This window comes from Rhizobium sp. BR 315 (assembly GCF_050577975.1).
GTDB lineage: Bacteria > Pseudomonadota > Alphaproteobacteria > Rhizobiales > Rhizobiaceae > Rhizobium > Rhizobium miluonense.
Genome location: NZ_JARWKZ010000041.1, coordinates 15072 through 33282, shown reverse-complemented (window position 1 = coordinate 33282; position 18211 = coordinate 15072). Strand labels below are relative to the sequence as shown.

The window sequence follows — 18211 nt, the reverse complement described above, 5'->3', positions numbered from 1 at the left end:
ATGCATCCCTCCGTGAAACGACCGACCATATCAAAGGCGCAAGCGCTTCTGATTACACCTGCATTGTTGATTCTTCTCCTAGCCGCAATCATCCCCGTCGTATTGATAACTATCTATTCCTTCCTCACTCCCGGGGAATACGGAGGGATCGACTGGACGTTCTCAACCGAGAGCTGGGTGAATGTCGTCCTAAAGCGAGATTTCTTCACTAACGAAGTCAATTGGGCGACGGAACACCTGGTGGTATTTTGGCGGTCAATAAAACTTTCGATTATGACTGCGCTCCTAACTTTTCTGTTTGGTTTTCCTGCCGCCTACTTCATCGCGACTCGCCCACCGCATCGCCGCGATTTCTGGTTGACGTTGATAATGTTGCCGTTCTGGACAAACATGCTCATTCGGACCTTCGCAATGATGCAACTGATCCGGAACGAGGGCGTATTCAATAACGTGCTCGTCGGCTTGGGAATAATCAGTTCGCCAGTCCAAATACTCTATACCGAGACCGCGATCATGCTCGGTATGACATATGTTTACCTGCCGCTTATGGTGCTTCCTATCTACTCATCAATGGAGCGATTCGACTTTCGTTTAGTGGAGGCAGGATACGATTTGTATGCCCGGCCATTTCAGATTATGCGCGAAATAATCTTGCCTGTTGTTAAGCCTGGTGTCGTCGCCGGCGTGGTTCTGGTTCTCATCCCTTGTCTCGGCGACTATGTCATAACGACAGTTCTTGGCGGAGGAAAACAACTGTTGTTGGGCAACCTCATTGGGATGCAGTTCAGTGCACTCCGCAACTGGCCGCTCGGCTCGGCACTTTCGCTGACCCTCTTAATAATCGTCGGAATTGCGATGATCGTCTTCGTGCGTGCCACGGAAAAGGAGGAGGGCGTCAATGGCTAAAACGTTCAACGTTCGTCATATGCCGGGCATTAACCTAGTAGCGATGCTATGCTTCCTGATACTATATATGCCCATCGTGCTATTGATCATGTACTCTTTTAATGCGGGCGAGGCTCTTTCCATCTGGGAGGGATTCTCGTTCCGCTGGTACGCATCGGCATGGCAGAACGCGGCAGTAAAGGAGGCGGCTGCTCGTTCTCTGACACTCGCAGCTGTCGCCGCAACCGTCGCTACGGCAAGTGGGGTTCTTTTCGCCCTAGCGACTACCCGAACGCGTCCGTGGAAAGGACAAGGATTGGCACTTGCTGTGGTCAATCAGCCGCTAATGGTCCCGGAAATAGTGACCGCGGTCGGGCTGCTGAGCTTCTTTTCGGTGCTAAAAGTGACCACTGGTTACACGGGCATGCTCTATCTTGTCGTCGCACATTCAGCATTCTGCATTCCGTTCGCCTACATGCCGGTTAGAGCGCGGCTTAAGGGGATGGACTTGAGTTTGGAGCAGGCCGGTGCAGATCTCTACGCCCGGCCAGTGGAAGTCTTTCGACACATCACACTGCCACAGCTTTGGCCGGGCCTCCTTTCTGGCTGGATGCTCGCCTTCGTCATTTCGCTCGACAACGTAGTCATTACAGAGTTCGTGAAATCCGCCGGGCAAGAAACTCTACCCACATATATGCTCGGCCAGCTCCGGCGAAGAGTAACACCTGAAATCAACGCAATCTCCACGGCGCTAATACTTGTATCTATATTATTCGTCGTGGCGACTTATTTACTTGGGCGACAGCGCAAGTAATAAAATGAACATAAACAGAAAGGGAACAGACATGAATAGAATGGCAGTCTCAATCGCCGCAGGTGTGGTGCTACTCACATCAATTCCGGCTTCCGCAGAAGGTATCTTGAACATCTACAGCTGGGGAGATCTTTGGAGCCCTGAGATGATCAAGAAATTCGAGGAACAATACGACGTCAAGGTGACATTTTCGGAGTACGATAGTAGCGATACGGCGCTGGCAAAGCTGAAGGCCGGTGGAAACGACTTCGACATGATCGTCGCAGCATCCACATATATCCCAATCTTCATCCAAGAGGGCTTGTTGTTGAAGTCCGAACCTAACAAGCTCGAGAATTTCAAGAACGTTAATAAGCGCTGGATTGATGTCAGTTTCGATCGCGGCCGCGAGTATAGTATCCCTTGGGAGTGGGCAACGGTCGGCCTTAGCGTAAATACCTCAATTTATAAGGGCGACATCAACACGGCGGCGCTGCTATTTGATCCTCCCGCCGAACTACAGGGCAAGATCAACATTATTCCCGAGATGATGGACGTTATGGGCCTGGCGATCCACTACCTTGGAGGCGACAAGATTTGCACCGACGACAAAGCCCTTCTGCAAAAGGTCCGTGATAAACTGCTGGAAGCAAAAAAGCATTGGATTTCCATGGATTACAATACTATCGATCCGATGGTAAAGGGTGACTTTGCGGTGACGAGTGACTGGGGTGGGCCGGCCTTTATCAAAAGGCAGCGCAATCCCGACATTGCATATGGCTATCCCCAAACCGGCTATGGATTGGCCATGGATAACCTTGCTATTCTCGCTGATGCGAAAAATATCGACAACGCCAAGCTATTTATGAATTTCATGATGGATCCCCAAAACGCGGCGATGTTGTCAAACTATATCAAGTACCCCAATGGCATCGACGGCTCAGAGCAGTACATGGATAAGGAAATGACCACGTCACCTGAATTCGTGGTGCCGGATAATTTGGCTGGTCTTTCATACTGGAATGAGACCTGTTCTCCCGAAATTCAACAAATCTATGGCAGGATTTGGACAGAGTTGAAAATGTAGCCCGCGGAAACTTGAGTCGGCAGGCCGCTTCGTGCGGTCTGCCGATAAATCAGTTGCTCGTTGGGTAACAGCTGATCTGCCAACTACCCATTGTCTTAGGCGCGTTCCCCCGTTAATTAATTATCCGCATCCTTAATTCACTAATATTTTGGTGCATCGAATGGGCGGAGAAGTGATGCTACAACAAGCGAAAGCCTCCAAGGGAAGGCGCAAACCTGGGCGGCCGAAGCCTGGGATTGATTATAGAGATCTAATTTTAGATGCTGCCGAACTGATCTTCGCAGACGAAGGGTTCGCTGGCTCGAAAATGCGCGATATTGCCAACAGAGCTGGTGTCAACCAAGCTCTTATCCGGTACTACTTTGGCAGCAAAGAGGACCTGTTCGACGAGGTTTATCGTCGGCGCGGGGCATTGCTATCGGGGAGGCGCCATGTACTGCTTGACGAGGTGCTCGCCCGTCCGACGAGCTTGCGCGTCGAGGACATCGTGCTCGCTTATCTCGCTCCTCAATGGGAGATGAAACACAGCGGCCCTGCGGGTGCCGCGTTCGTCAGATTGCAGGCGCGTCTTCACGCTGAACCGGCTGAGCATTCCTTTCGCCTCCGCCGCGAAGTCTACGACTCATCCGTTAAGCGATTTGTCAACGAGATAGCTCTCCTCACCCCTGATATACCGAAGGACATTATCAGCCTACGCATGGCGTTCTTGGTTGGCACTTATCTGTTCATGTTGAATGATCTTGGTCGGTTGAACGATCTAACTGACGGTCAACTAGGTGTAGTCGGCAAAGACGAGATGCTTAAGCACCTAACGGCGTTCTTGACCGCCGGCCTCAGAGCGCCTGTGCCGGATTAAACTGGCGTTGGAAGTGATCTTGGCCCCAAGCTTTGTCCAGTTTTGGGTTCTCAATGCGCTCCTAAGTCCACTCTTAAGAGCGCAGACTCACGGGAGACGCGGAACCTCGCAAGGCGGTTCACGCCGGAGGGATACCATCTTGCAGAATTCTTATTATCTCCGGGCAAGGCCGAGATCACCTCGAAAGCTTAATGCCGATCATCGGTGCCGGAACATACTCGCTATGCTTTGAACAGCTTGATCAGTCAATGGGTAACCTGATCAAGCAGATAGATAAAAATTAGACGAAGCTGGCGAAGGTTGGTCGTTCAGCTCCGGTCCCAAGTCGGCTGTTCTAGGTTCCAGGTGTCGGCCCAATCACATCTTCGGTCGTCGCCGTGACTATTCCGGACGCTAGTGGATTGATTCCAACACTTGGTGCCCCCGTTTGACGGCGGCAATGATTTCCTCGGGATCTGCCTTCCATTCGAAAGGGCGCGGTTCTTGGTTGTGCTCTTTGATGAACCGGTTGATGGCCGCCTGCAGGTCGACGACGGAGTGGAAGACGCCGTGCGTCAACCGTCGGCGTGTCAGTTTTGCGAAGAAGCCCTCGACGGCGTTCAGCCATGAACATGATGTTGGAACGAAGTGGAAGGTCCATCGCGGATGCCTTGCCAGCCAGGCGCGGACCTTCGGCTGTTTGTGGGTCGCGTAGTTGTCGAGAATGACGTGGACGGCCTTATCCTTCGGCAGTTCCGCCTCAATCGCGTTGAGGAAACGGATGAACTCCTGATGCCGGTGACGCTGCATGTTGCGGCCGATCACCGAGCCGTCGAGAACATTGAGGGCAGCAAACAAGGTGGTGGTGCCATGGCGCTTGTAATCATGGGTCATCGTGCCGCCCCGACCCTTCTTCAATGGAAGGCCCGGCTGCGTCCGGTCGAGCGCCTGGATCTGACTTTTTTCATCAACGGAAAGGACAATGGCATGGGCCGGCGGCGAGACGTAGAGCCCGACGACATCGTGCAGTTTCTCGGCAAAAGCCTTGTCATTTGACAGTTTGAAGCGGCGCCAGCGGTGCGGCGCAAGACCATGCTCGTGCCAGATCTTGACGACGGAAGAGGCCGCGATCCCAACGGCCTTTGCCATCGCGCGATTCCAGTGCGTGGCCTCCTGCCTGGGCGGTTCCAACGTCAGCGCGACCACCTGCTCGACCAGTGCCGGATCGAGTGGAGCGATGCCGGGCGGGCGGCTCTTGTCGCGCAAAAGGCCATCCACACCGTCGGCCATGAACCGCTCCTGCCATCGCCAGACGCAGGTCTTCGATTTGCCGGTCGCCGCCATAATGGCCACCGTTCCCAAGCCGTCGTCGCTCGTCAGGATGATCTTCGCTCGCCACGCATGCTTCTGCGGCGAACCGCGGTTGGCAACGATGGCTTCGAGCCGGGCCCTGTCGGCGGCGGTGACGTCAAATGCAATACCGGAGCGCATGCTGGACCGTCGCACATTCGACAACCGATGGGAATCCAAAATCGGACTCTTTTGTCGCGATCAATCCACTAGGATGTTTCGCTCGGACCCAGAATTCGCTGCATGACCTAGCCTGACCCCGCGTTAAAACTCCAGCGGTGGTACCACTCGATTGAGAGGGATTAAGAGACAGGGAGACGCAAAGCGGGTGGACACCTAGGGGCGGGCAGTTCGATGAGAGTGCGATTGTAGACGATGCCTTCTCTCTGGCCTTTGAACCGCGCCGGCTTTGCCGGAGACCGTTTGGTTTAAGTTATGCGGCCATAGCCGGTGCGTCCAGCATGGCATAGTATCGTTCTTCCGCCTCGGCCGGCGGAATGTTTCCGATTGGCTCGAGAAGGCGGCGGTTATTGAATCAATCGACCCATTCGAGCGTGGCGAACTCCACGGCTTCGAAGTTGCGCCACGGTCCCCGTCAATGGATGACCTCGGCCTTGTAAAGGCCGTTGATCGTTTCGGCGAGAGCGTTGTCATAACTGTCGCCAACACTTCCGACGGAAGGCTCGATGCCCGCTAACCGCTCGGAATAGCGAATGGACACGTATTGCGAGCCGCGATCGGAATGGTGAACCAGTCCGCCGCGATGGACGGGCCGCCGATCATGAAGTGCCTGGTCGAGGGCATCGAGGACAAAGGCCGCATGGACCGTTCGGCTTGCCCGCCACCCGACGATGCGGCGGGCGAAGGCATCAATGACGAAGGCCACGTAAACGAAGCCCTGCCAGGTCGCGACATAAGTGAAATCGGATAACCACAGCATGTTCGGCGCTGGAGCGAAGAACTGTCGGTTCACCCGGTCGAGTGGGCATGGAGCGGACTTGTCCGACACGGTGGTTTTGACTGGCTTGCCGCGAATGATGCCTTGAAGTCCCATCATTCWCATGAGCCGTGCGACGGTGCAGCGAGCGACATCGAAGCCTTCTCGCTGCAACTGTCGCCAGACTTTCCGCACGCCATAGACCTGGAAGACCTCGTTGAACACCCGGCGTATCTCGATCTTCATGGCCATGTCGCTCCGGGCGCCCCGGAAGACCGGCGGCAACGCTAAACTGGGGAAGATTCAAACGGCACTTCTGGGGAGTATTGATCCGGTATCGACACGGTGTTCGTCGATGAAGGAAATCATCGCTTCAGTGGGCGGTCGAGCTCCGCCTGGGCAAAATACGCCGAGGCTTTGCGTAAAATCTCATTCGCCTGACGAAGCTCGCGGTTCTCCCGCTCCAGAGCCTTCATCTTCTCGGCAACGTCACTCGGCAAACCTGCACGCTTGCCGCTGTCTACCTCGGCCTTCTTCACCCATTCATTGAGCGTATGTGCCGAGCAGCCGATCTTGGCGGCAATGGAAGACACAGTCGCCCATCGCGAAGGATGCTCCGCTTCATGCTCGACCACCATTCGAACAGCGCGGGCGCGGACTTCAGGAGAAAATTTGTTCGTCGTCTTGCTTGTCATAGACCCTACTTCTCACGAGTTGGGGTCTCCAGCAAAGCCGGGGCGCTTCACTTCGCCGATAGCGGCGTCTTCATCCGGTCGGAAAGCACTTCCACCAACGGCCTCTCTAAAGCCGCGATGTGGCAGTGCAACACAGTCGAAAGGCTCTTTTGCAAGACGAAGCACCCACCTTATCATCCACCTTGAGGAATGACGTGGCAGTAGATCGTTAAACTGAGGTTCGGCGCAAACACGGCTCTGGTTGCGGGCCATCCGGCCGAGGTCTGCGCTTCGGTCTACCAAGTGCGTCATCCCACTGCGGGTAGCAGGCATCGGCTTCCGCGCAAGAGGCTCGTTATCCTCCGACGCGAGTTCAAACTGCTTGATCTTCAGATTAAGATGCCGCGCCGGCTGGCATCAGACTTTCGGCAGACGCGTCCAATGCGAGACCCGGGCCGACCAAAAAATTCCTATTTGGATTAATTAATTTTTCTTAGCCCTGTGATCGGTGTAAGGTGACATCCGCCAATAGGGAGGAAATATCATGATAACCAAAACCGCCTTGATCGCTGCCTTGACGACAGTCCTCGCAAGTGAAGTTGCCTACGCGGATGGAGAACTCAACATTTATACGTATGGTGGCTACACAAGCGCAGAAATGATCAAAAAATTCGAGAGTGAATACAACGTAAAGGTTACAATCTCGGAGTACGATACAAACGATACCGCCTTGGCAAAATTAAAGGCTGGTGGACATGGGTTCGATCTTTTTGTTGGAGCATCTACATACACCCCGATTTTCATTAGGGAGGGGTTACTTTTTAGGTCAAATCCAAATGAAATGGCAAACTTTCGAAACGTGAATAAGCAATGGGTGGATGTGCCTTTTGATCCGGGTCGGGCATATACAGCACCATGGCTCATAAATGTCGTCGGAGTCAGTGTGAACACGTCAGTATATCAAGGCGATATAAATACAGCGGCGATTATATTTGATCCGCCAAACGAACTTAAGGGGAAAATCAACGTACAGCCCGAAATGCTGGATATAATGGGGCTCGCGATCCATTATCTGGGCGGGAAAGAGCTTTGCACCGATGACAAAGTCCTTCTGATGAAGGTGAGGGATAAGCTTCTCGAGGCGAAGAAGCATTGGATCTCTATGGACTATATGACACGTGAACCCATGATCAAAGGCGATTACGCTGCATCGGCTGATTGGAATGGAGTTGCTCTACAGGAGCGCTTGCAGAACAAAGATATCGCGTTTGGTTACCCGCAAACAGGCTTCCCGTATTGGATGGATAACATTGGCGTTGTAGCCGGCGCCCCAAACTTGGAAAACGCGAAGCTTTTCATCAATTTCATTATGGATCCGCAGAACATCGCTCTTGAGTCGGATTTCACCAACTTTGCAAATGGAATTGACGGCTCGGATCAATTCATGAAGAGCGGAATTGCTTCAGCGCCGGAGTTTCTAATTCCGGACAATTTGAAAGGCGCGGGATACTGGGCTACGACCTGCCCACCCGCGATCCAAAAGCTGTATGGCGCGATTTGGTCAGAGGTTAGAATGTAGACATCGAGTCTTCGCAGCACGCCGGTACAGCAACCCGGCGTGCAATTTGCTCGCCAAATGCATACAATCAACAGCGCCCGGTTTCTCTCTTCCTCTCTTCCTGCGGGTTCGACTATATTTCAATGTATCGCTTGGCTAATTGATTAGGTCTCTTAGACCTTAGGGTGGCCGTCACTGCTCAATGAATCTTAACTGAACTTTATCCCGGAGTCATTCGCTGGGGTTTGTCTTTGTCAGAGAGCGTATTTCGGCTCGTAATCTTCATTTCTTCCGAAGCGGAGCGGACAAGTCCTGCGTTGTTCGCCAATACATCATCTGGAAGTAGGGATGTCATCAACGATGCGGTTTCCTGCCATTAGCAGCCGCCCCGCTGGGCGCTAGGCGCTCGTTGCGCATGATTTGAAACGCGGTCGTCAAAAGCCTGTGCGCAATAACGCCACGCGCATTAATCGTCCTTCGAAGACCGGCGGACGGCCATCAGTCGCTATCCACAGCGTCGGACCGGTTTTGCGTCTGTTAATCTCGGAACAGGTTCACCCGGTACCTTCATAAATACGTCGGGGCGCTGCGGCTTTTGCCAGGATTGAGCGAACTAATGAGTCTCGTCTTAACTCGACGATAATTATTCCATGTTATAAAAAGAGCGTGGACGCCGGAAGCGAATACGACAGGTCGTGCACCTGGAAACGGACGCGCCTTGTTCCATGCAACGGCCTTGTATTGATCCGTGACTATCGATGTCACAAGTAGATGCGCAATTTTATTCCTTCGGTGCACGCAACGGCTGTCCTCCGCACGATTGGCAAACAAGACGTGCTGGTCGACCGGTGTGCGGAGAATGCTAGACTTGGTTTGACTGAAACTCTCGCTCATTAGATTGGGGTGGTTACAAAAATGCGCACGAAACGGTCTCTTGCTTTGAAGCTAATCGCTGTTACTGCTGCCGCGATAGCCCTAGTCTTAGTATTATCAAATGCTATCCTTGTTTTGGTTACGAAGAGCCGGATAGAGCATCTGACCGTCCAGCAGGCTAAACTCGAAGCTGCAAAATTGGCAAATGACATTTCAGCGGAAATGACAGCGTTATCGGCTCCGACATCCACGATGGCAGCTTTGATCGGCCAAGGCAGAGAAAAAGACTATCTTGATCGTGCTGCGGTGATCGACATGCTACGTGCTACAGCGCAAGCCACTATCGTTTTCAGCAGCTGGTTCATGGAAGAGCCCAACGCTTTTGACGGAAAGGCGGCAGAGTTCAAGGGAAACACGACGCTTGGATCAGCAAGTAATGGCGCGTTTTCGCCTACGTGGACAAAGCCCGGCGGGACTCTATCGATGGCACCAGTCGCCCTCGATTATAGCGCTGAATACTACCACGTAGCTTCCAAGTCCCGGCAGGGCCACCTAACGGAGCCCTACGTTTGGGTCGACGCGCAAGGATCTTTCCTCTTATCCACGATCTCGTATCCAGTCGTCAGTGCAGATCGCCTTATTGGTGTGACTGGTATGGACGTAGACCTAACGGCGCTATCCGCCAAGCTTGGCGCACAAAGGCCATTCGGGTCAGGGCGAGTATATGTTATTTCCCAGGCAAAACGGTGGATCGTAGCGCCCAGTGCGGACCAAACAACAAAGAATTATGATGGACTAGGCCAAAAGGAACTGTCCGAGGCGATCACCGAGCAGAAAACTGGAATTGTAGAAGACGTTGAGGTCGATGGGGTCAATTACACCCGCGTCCTACTTCCTTTCGAAGTGCCGCATTTGAATGTCCGGTGGGTTGTCTGCGTCGACGTTCCGACTTCGGTAATTGCCTCTGCGGTGAACGAACAAATTACCTTAATGGTCTCGGCAGGCTTTTTTGTAGTATTTATAATAGCGCTCGTCTTATTTGTTACGACAAGAATAATGCTTGCCCGTCCAATTGGGCGTTTGGTCAAAGTTGTGGAAGCGTTGGCCGTTGGGAACTATAGTGAATCAACCAAAGATACACGTCGATCGGATGAGATGGGAGCGGTCGCAACCGCGTTGGAAAAGCTACGCCATGCCCTCATCCAAGGAGAGCGTGCGGAAACAGAGGCGACTAATGTGAGAGAGGCAAACGCGCGTGAGCGCGCTACCGCCGAGGCCGCTCGCGCGGACGCGCTTGAAGAACAGCGCCTCGTAGTGCGTGTGGTCGGGGAAGCGTTGAAGGACCTTGCGCAGGGTAACCTTACCTGCCGAATTCGGGAAGAGTTCCGAGGTGAATATGCCGAGCTCAGGGTCAACTTCAACTCGGCTTTGTCCAGCTTAGAAGAGACAATCCGCGTGGTTGGCAGGGGCGTAAGTCATATCAACGCAGGGATAGAGGAGATTAGCTCAAGTGCGACCGACTTGGCGCGACGGACTGAAATGCAAGCGGCAGGCTTAGAAGAATCCGCCGCCGCGATGGCAGAACTTACGGAACAGGTCCAAGCAAGCGCGACGAGAGCTTCCGCTGCTGCGTCAAGCGTCAGCGCTGCCACCAAGGATGCAGTTACGACTGGCGATATTGTCGAGTGCGCGGTCCAGTCGATGGAGAGCATTAGCCAATCGTCGCTGGAGATTACCCGTATCACAGGCGTCATTGATGAGATCGCATTCCAAACAAATCTCCTTGCCCTGAATGCTGGCGTAGAGGCGGCACGTGCGGGTGAGGCTGGGAAAGGCTTTGCCGTCGTCGCTCAGGAAGTACGTGAACTAGCCCAACGGTCAGCTGCAGCAGCGAAGGACATCAAAGTGCTGATTAATTCGTCTGCGATGCAGGTACAAGAGGGGGTCGGACTTGTCGGAGAAGCCGGCCGCGCTTTGAGCAGGATCACAGCGCAGATCACAGCAATAAATGAGAATGTAAGGCAAATCTCTGTGGTAGCGGACGAGCAATCCGTTGGCCTGAAAAGTATCAGTAGCTCGATAAACCAGATGGATCAGGTTACACAGCAAAATGCAGCCATGGTTGAGGAAACGACTGCGGCAAGTGTATCGCTTCGAGATGAAGCGCGCCTCTTGAGTGAAGCGGTAAATCGTTTCAATTTCTCTGAAAATCGCGGCAAGGAAGAACAAATCCCGCAGCGTCGTGTGGCTTGAGTTCTCGCCGGTTCGCATGGTTTCAGATACAAGTCCGGTCGCGCTCCGGTGCAAGTTTTTCACGGGGCGAGGGTCACCAGCTTGACATCTGGAATTGCCCCTTGAAACTGAAGTGCCTCAATTAGACCGGACAGTCGGCATAAGCAGTAAGCACAGGCTTGAGGACAAGCTTATGTCTACCGACTGTCGACGCATGGAGTGATCACTGTCAATCGGCGCGGAATGTTGACCCCTTATCGGCGTCCAATCTTGGGTCTGACGCAATCTCGATGACATCAGGGCGCTCCGACGATCCGTGCCTCAAGCAGATCGAGTTTCCCGCGCCCGTACATTTGCCGTTTGATGAGCTTGAGCTTTGTGATCTGGCCTTCTGTCTGACCGTTCGACCACTGGGAGGTTATGGCATTCTGGATTGCCGCTCGGTCTCGGATAACGCCATTCGCGAATGATGCGACCAGGCTTTTCGCCGCGCGTTCGATCCAGGCCTCCAGATCACCGGAGGACTTGCGGCGCAACATGCCGTGGAAGCTCTCGACGACGTCCCTGGCCTCTACAAGGTCTGGCAGCCTCTCTTCGATGGCGGCAACCGTCATCGTTTGAGCCTTGGTCAGGTTGTTGCGGTCGATGGTCATCAGGCGAACGACGGTGCGCGCGGCGGGAGCATAGCCGAGTCCGCTTTCAGCCTTTTCTGCTCGCCTTCGTCTCGCTGCCCATTCGGTGACAACACGCAGGCCTCCGCCAAAACCGGCCAGTCGAAGCTGCCGCCACAGTTCGGCGCCATTACGCAATCCAGCATCCCATTGCGCTTCAAGCCAAGGCAGGTGCGGTTCGAGAGAGGTTTGCCGGACCCGGAAGATGTCGGTCCGCCGACCACGAACGACACTGCGGACCAGCTTTCGGCTATGCCCAGTTCGGCGCACGATTTCCTTGATGGAGACACCATCGGCGACGAACCCGCGGATTACGGCATTTGCCTCTTCACGCCGCAGATATCCCTCGTATTGCAGCCGCTCAGCGGCAGTCAGCAGTTTCGGATTTACGGTTGCAGTGCCGATCGCCATCCGGACCTGCCGCATCGATTTACGAACAGCGTCGAGAAAAGCGTGGCTGGCGTTTTCCATCAGATGCCAACGGTCGGCGACCTGATCTGCGTGTGGGAGAGCTCGTGCGACGGCCTTCGCATATCCACCGCCACGGTCTCTTGCGACGATCTCGATCTGGGGCTGCTGGATCAGCCAGGCCTCGGCGGTCGCCTGTTCCCTGTCGGGCAACAATGCGATTGCCCTTCGGCGTTCAAGATCGCAAATGATGGTGCCGTATCGATGATTGCGTCGCCAGGCCCAGTCATCAATGCCGATGACGCTCGGTGGTATCGGCGCAGGACGGTCGTATCGGCGAACGGTTCGCAGCAGCGTGTCATTGCTCACCGGGAATCCGAGACGATCTGCAAATCGGGCCGCCGGGCGACCACCCAATCCGAGAGCAAGATGGCGAACCAGACAGTCCAGGCGTGCTGTACGGCGAGCCATGGGGCGAATTACGTCGTCACCAAAGCGCTCGGCGAAAATCTTTCGGCGGCAATTGCCGGCACTACAGACGAAGCGTCTGACAGTCAGGTGCAGCTCGATCCGCCGACCCGCACACGGCAGGTCGACAAGCCTCCGAGGATAGCGACTATGAATGCGCCGGGAGACGGTTCCACAGTGGGGGCATCTACATTGTTCTGACCGGCCAGATGCTACGACAACAATCGCGCCGGCCGCATCGTGCACTGCTTCAACGTTGAATTCGGCCGGGATCAGATCGGAAAGTCGAAATCGGGTCCGCATGGCGGTGATTCTCCAGAGAAAACCACGCCAATTGAAGCCTAAACATCATCGAGATTGATGGTGTGGAACGGCCCTTCGCACCGGCATCGAGGATGCCTACTGTGGTGACGCCAATCGCCACAAGACAAGAAGGAACCGTTCCATGGAGAAGATTACCACAATCGGACTGGATTTGGCCAAGTCGGTCTTTCAAGTACATGCTATCACTGAAGACGGACATGTCGCTCTCCGACGTGCCTTGCGGCGGTCGCAGGTGTTGGAATTCTTTCGTCGGATTGAGCCGTGCCTCGTCKGCCTCGAAGCTTGCGGGAGCGCCCACTACTGGGCCAATGCGATCAGTAAATTCGGCCATACCGTTCGGCTAATGCCGCCCGCGTATGTGAAGCCCTACGTCAAACGCAACAAGACCGATGCAGCCGATGCTGAGGCGATCTGCGAAGCCGTAATGCGTCCAACGATGCGCTTCGTGCCGGTCAAATCACCTGAAGAGCAAGCTGCTGGAATGGTCTTGAAGACCCGGGAGTTGTTCGTGCGTCAACGAAGCCAGACCGCAAACGCCATGCGCGCCCACATGGCTGAGTTCGGCATCATCGCAGCGACAGGCATGACCAGCATAGCCAAGCTTGTTGCTGTCGTGCGCGACCACGAAGATGGCCGTCTACCGAACTCAGCTCGCGCAGCACTTCTGGAGATGGCCGAGCAGATCGAAAGACTTACGGAAAAGGTCAAGATGCTCGACACTCAGATCGTCGCGGCGGTAAAAGCCGATGAGGCGGCCCGTCGCTTGACGACCATTCCCGGCGTAGGCCCAATCATCGCTGCCACGGTCCGCGCCGCCGTCCAGGATCCTGCGGCCTTCCGAACGGGGCGGGACTTGGCCGCTTGGATCGGCATTACGCCAAGTGCGAATTCCAGCGGAGGAAAGGAGCGGCTTGGAAGAATCTCGAAGCGGGGCAACAAACAGCTTCGAACTCTGCTAATTGTCGGTGCGACGTCTGTAATAAAACAAGCCAGCAGAGGCGTGAAGCTACCCGCCTGGATCGAATGCCTGATCGCGCGTCGTCCCTACAAGGTCGCCGCCGTCGCGCTGGCCAACAAGATAGCGCGGACCATATGGGCCCTTCTCGTCAAGGGTGGCACATACCAAGCGCCGGCGAACATGGCTAAGGCGTAGAACACAACTCCCGCCGCTTCCGCGTCGGGATAACGCGGCAAGGTACGAAAGCGTGATGAACCCGAGGGGCAACACCTCGATGCCGATCAGACCGTCTGACTCAGTGCGCCTTTGAGCGCGCAAAATTGATTAGGCGATCGGCATTGCGGATCTCATCGTGGCCAGCGGTCGAAGACCGCGCTGATAGGCCGGACATATGACTGCACCGTCCGACGGCGATTTACGCTAAGAGCCTTGCTAACCGGGCCGTTCCACATATGAGTCAGAGCCAATATTCCACGCCGAAACACAGTGATCACTGGCGACGTCCTGGTACGGGGGTGGACAACCGAGCAGAAGCTGCAGATTATCATGGGGAGTTTGGAGTTGAGCGATACGGTTTCGTCGGCCGCCCGGCGTCATGGAGTTGCGCCACGCCTTCTGTATCGATGGGGCAGACTTCTCAGTGAGTGAGGAACGGCTGTCTTAGATTACGATGAGCCGGTCGTCGGCAATTCTGCGGTCAGGAAGTTCGAGGAGCGCGTTCCCGAGTTGGAGCACATGCTGGGCCGCAAGGATGGAGGTCGAGGTTCTCCGCGACGCTTTTTCACAGGTTCAAAAAATAGCGGCAGCTCTCGTTGCCGAAGCATGGTGCCGATGAAGACCGTCGCGGACGTTCTCAAGGTATCCCGCTCCAATGTTACTGAGCTTCTGAAGGCAGATCAAAGCCGCGCCGGCCGTATAAGGCTGAGGATGTCGAGCTTCTGTCAGCCCTCCGCAGGCTCGTCGACGCCAGGCCCACCTATCGCTAACGGCGGAGAGCCGCGCTGCTCAATCGCGAAAGGCGAGTCGCCGATCAGCCGGTCGTCAACCCCAAGCGAGTCCACCGGATCAGGAGCAATAACGCCATGCTGCTGGAGAAGCACACCACCGTTCGCAATGGCCGCGTCCACGATGGCTTTGCCATGGTGATACGCTCGAACTTTCGCTGGTGCTCGGACTCGCTAAGCTCACCTGCTGGAACGGCGACGTCATCAGCTTGGCGTTCATTATCGACGCCCTCGGCCGCGAGATCATAGCCTGGACGACTGTCGTCAATGCCCGGATATCCGTCTCCGATGCGCGGGACATGATGCTGGAGACCGTCGAGAAGCGCTTCGGCGCAACGCGACACCACAAGCCATCGGACATCTGCCCGACAACGACAGAGCGTACACTGCAAAGGAGACAAGCTTACTGCTCAAGCTGTGAACCCGATGCCAACGAAATCCATCCTCATTCCGCGCTCAAAATATCATCCCTCGGCAGTTATCAGGGCAGCTGACTATCCGGGGAGACGAGGCGTACTCCAGCAGTGTAAAAAAAAACGCATTGAATGTTTAAAAAATTGGACATAGATTGCGTCCATTGCCCTTTGAGCAAGATTCAATAGAGGGTACAGGGCAGCCTAGTGTCTAATCGTCAGGAACGTCTGTCGACGGAAAAGCCGTGGCTTTTCCCAACGCGGAGTTGTGCGCTGCTTAGCGCGGGAAATGGGAGCAACTCAATTGGAAACACAAGCAGGAATCGCTTCGGGGCCGGCGATCGCGCGAAATGCGCTCGCGATCGAGCATAGGTCAATCGACTATGTTCCCCTGTCGGAAAGACATGGGCGGCTTTCGGACCAAGCAACGATTTGGTTTGCCGGGAGTGCACAACTTTTGAGCCTCGCGACAGGTGCGATCGGCATCACTTTGGGCCTCAATCTTACCTGGACGTTGATCGGCTTAYTCCTTGGCACCATCCTTGGGACGATCCCGGTTGCAGCACATGCAAGCCAAGGCCCACATCTCGGGCTCCCGCAAATGGTGCAGACGCGTCCCCAGTTTGGCCGTTACGGAGCCATCTTCATCTGGCTGGTAGCCGTCATGGTCTACTGGGGCTACGTTGTGCTAAACGTTAATCTCATGGGGGCTACATCGGAACAACTCGGTCTCGGTTCCGCGAGCACTTCGGGAATCTTGCTTGGGATTATATCTGTCGTCTTCGCTATATTCGGTTACCATTGGCTTCATGTCGGTCAGCGCTACACGACAGTCGTGCTCTTGGTTGCTCTGGCGACCTTCACATTCGGCATCGTGTTTGGAGTCGGTTTCCCCCCAGAGCAAACGAGACTTTCCGGTACGTTCCAGTTCACGCCATTCTTGATGGTGGTTTCGGCATCGCTCGCATACCAGCTTTCATGGGCCTTCTTCGTCTCCGACTACTCTCGGTACATGCCGCCCACCACAAGCCATCGGTCCATCATATTCTACACAGCGTTCGGTGCGGGTGCTGGTGTCTTCGCAATGGAGGCGGTTGGGGCCGTTGGGGCGGCTCTCTACCCGAATGACAGCTTAACTCTTGCCCTTCAGGAATCCGGCAACCAGATCATGCCTGGTTTTGGCGCAGTGCTTCTCGTCGTGGGTGGAACAGCTCTTTTGATATTTAACGGAATGTGCGTCTACGGCGGGGCGCTCACCTTAATCACCGCGATGGACAGCGTCGTTGAGACATCACCGACGCGTAGCCTGCGAATTAAAACCATTGCCGTGATCGGCGTGACGGCAACCATCGTCGGCGTTCTGCTCCCGACGGATTTCATCAATACGACCTTCTATACAATTCTTGCGGTGTTGGCATACCTGATGGCACCATGGACCGCAGTAAATCTTGTCGACTATTTTATCGTGCGGAAGGGACGCTACTCGATCACTGAAATCTTCAATCCGAACGGAATTTACGGCAACTGGAACTGGCGTGGAATTGCTGCGTATACGCTTGCGTTTATCTCAATGATTCCGTTCATGTACCTGTCGTTCTACCAGGGACCAGTCGCGACATATCTCGGTGGCGTCGATTTCGCCTTCTTCGTCGGTATCCCGGTGGGTGGGGTGCTTTACTGGCTCTTCTGCTTGAATCTCGACTTGAAGCAGGAACTTGCTACTGTTGCAGTTGCCGACAAGCATCTCGATGCCTATGCGAAACCGATAGTTTGATGGCAACCCCTTGACTACCGAAAAGAACCGCGAGGATGGCAGGCGGGGCCTGTTCTCGCGGTTCAATCTTTAGCCCGGCGCGTAAAAATACGCATACGGTTACTGCTACTTTCTCGGCTTGCTAGTTTCAACAATCATTTATGCCACACGCATTTGATGGTTCAAAGCGGGTTTGTTAGATCATTGGTGGGGTGACAGCGCATGCGACGACGGCGACAGTCTTGCCTACGTTCTTTAGTCTGTACGGTTGGGCCCCAAAAATATGAAAGCCGCCGCCAGCTTCAATGCGTCGAGTGCCTACCTCGGTCTCCAGCTCGACCGTTCCCTTCAAGATGCAGGCCGCGGTCTCACCGTCGTGTTTGATTGCTACTTTTCCCGTGTCCGTACCCGGCGAGTAATGTTCGACGAACATTTGCAGCTTCTTGTCACGCCGTTCGCCTCCCAGCACCCGCATATCGACCTTACCTCGCGATACCACCGCAAGGTCCTGCGCATCGTAAACCAATACATTCTGTTTTGAGATTGGGAGCGCAAAGAAGTCCGCCATCGATATCGGAATCGCGTTCAATATTCGGTGCAGGGAAGCCAGCGAAGGGGCGTGAGAGTCAGCTTCGATCAGCGACACCGTGGAATTAGTCACACCCGCACGCTTCGCCAGTTCCCGCTGAGAAAGGCCGGCCTCTTCACGAATGGCCTTAAGGCGTGCCCCCACAGCAAGCTCCGCTGCGTCATTTTTCGGTCGTTGTTTTCCGACGATGGACTCCTCCTCGTCCGGGCCCGAAGCTTCTTTTAATCTCACAACTATCTCCATCACATCATGTCATGGCATCTATATAAGGTGATGCCAAACATTGAAAGTTGAGCGTTCAAAAAATTAAACGCGTGACGAGATGCTCAGTCGGCTCAACTTGCCGTTTGCGAACATCAGTGGCTCCATCAGCCTCCCGAGGTCGGTGTGAAAAATGTT

11 protein-coding genes, 2 pseudogenes and 1 other annotated feature are annotated in these 18211 nt (G+C 54.7%); of the genes and pseudogenes, 9 read left to right on the top strand and 4 right to left on the bottom strand.

Annotated features, from left to right (window positions below; all coding sequences use genetic code 11):
- From QD409_RS27105 to QD409_RS27090, 4 genes are all read left to right on the top strand, one after another.
- Window positions 1-906 carry an ABC transporter permease gene (locus tag QD409_RS27105; RefSeq protein ID WP_024899990.1) on the top strand — a complete coding sequence of 302 codons (906 nt, stop codon included), beginning with the start codon at window positions 1-3 and terminating at the stop codon, window positions 904-906.
- Entirely contained in the window at window positions 899-1699 is an 801-nt protein-coding gene (locus QD409_RS27100) for an ABC transporter permease (RefSeq protein WP_024899989.1), read from the top strand. The genes QD409_RS27105 and QD409_RS27100 overlap by 8 nt, the downstream gene beginning before the upstream one ends.
- A 31-nt stretch (window positions 1700-1730) precedes the next feature.
- The gene (locus QD409_RS27095) at window positions 1731-2765 is read left to right on the top strand and encodes an extracellular solute-binding protein (protein ID WP_430764132.1); all 1035 of its coding nucleotides are present in this window, start codon (window positions 1731-1733) and stop codon (window positions 2763-2765) included.
- A gap of 160 nt (window positions 2766-2925) precedes the next feature.
- The gene (locus QD409_RS27090; protein ID WP_245337525.1) at window positions 2926-3621 is read left to right on the top strand and encodes a TetR/AcrR family transcriptional regulator; all 696 of its coding nucleotides are present in this window, start codon (window positions 2926-2928) and stop codon (window positions 3619-3621) included.
- A 393-nt stretch (window positions 3622-4014) separates the two neighbouring features.
- Here QD409_RS27090 and QD409_RS27085 read toward each other — a convergent pair whose 3' ends face one another.
- Together QD409_RS27085 and QD409_RS27080 are read right to left on the bottom strand one after the other, a co-directional pair.
- Window positions 4015-5091 carry an IS630 family transposase gene (locus QD409_RS27085; protein ID WP_430764131.1) on the bottom strand — a complete coding sequence of 359 codons (1077 nt, stop codon included), beginning with the start codon at window positions 5089-5091 and terminating at the stop codon, window positions 4015-4017.
- A 292-nt stretch (window positions 5092-5383) separates the two neighbouring features.
- Window positions 5384-6582 (bottom strand): annotated as a pseudogene (locus tag QD409_RS27080) (IS3 family transposase).
- Window positions 6196-6298: a sequence feature (AL1L pseudoknot), on the bottom strand. (Overlaps the previous pseudogene by 103 nt.)
- A gap of 523 nt (window positions 6583-7105) precedes the next feature.
- On the opposite strand from QD409_RS27080, the gene QD409_RS27075 reads away from it, so the two are divergent.
- Window positions 7106-8140, top strand: coding sequence for an extracellular solute-binding protein (locus tag QD409_RS27075; protein ID WP_024899825.1), 1035 nt, complete (start codon window positions 7106-7108; stop codon window positions 8138-8140).
- A gap of 894 nt (window positions 8141-9034) precedes the next feature.
- The gene (locus tag QD409_RS27070) at window positions 9035-11245 is read left to right on the top strand and encodes a methyl-accepting chemotaxis protein (RefSeq protein ID WP_427142550.1); all 2211 of its coding nucleotides are present in this window, start codon (window positions 9035-9037) and stop codon (window positions 11243-11245) included.
- Window positions 11246-11520: 275 nt separating this feature from the next.
- On the opposite strand, the gene QD409_RS27065 is transcribed toward QD409_RS27070, so the two are convergent.
- Entirely contained in the window at window positions 11521-13074 is a 1554-nt protein-coding gene (locus tag QD409_RS27065; protein WP_430764130.1) for an ISL3 family transposase, read from the bottom strand.
- Between the two features lie 142 nt (window positions 13075-13216).
- Between QD409_RS27065 and QD409_RS27060 the strand changes: the two genes are divergently transcribed.
- The 3 genes and pseudogenes from QD409_RS27060 to QD409_RS27050 all read left to right on the top strand — a co-directional run bounded on the left by QD409_RS27060 (window position 13217) and on the right by QD409_RS27050 (window position 17244).
- On the top strand, window positions 13217-14248 hold the full coding sequence (locus QD409_RS27060) for an IS110 family transposase (protein ID WP_430764129.1): 1032 nt from the start codon (window positions 13217-13219) through the stop codon (window positions 14246-14248).
- A 273-nt stretch (window positions 14249-14521) separates the two neighbouring features.
- Window positions 14522-15463: pseudogene (locus tag QD409_RS27055) on the top strand (transposase); the annotation flags it as partial.
- Between the two features lie 311 nt (window positions 15464-15774).
- A complete protein-coding gene (locus QD409_RS27050) occupies window positions 15775-17244 on the top strand; it encodes a purine-cytosine permease family protein (protein WP_430764128.1) in 1470 nt (489 codons plus the stop codon).
- A gap of 175 nt (window positions 17245-17419) precedes the next feature.
- On the opposite strand, the gene QD409_RS27045 is transcribed toward QD409_RS27050, so the two are convergent.
- Window positions 17420-18043, bottom strand: coding sequence for a helix-turn-helix domain-containing protein (locus QD409_RS27045; protein WP_430764127.1), 624 nt, complete (start codon window positions 18041-18043; stop codon window positions 17420-17422).
- Between the last annotated feature and the right edge of the window lie 168 nt (window positions 18044-18211).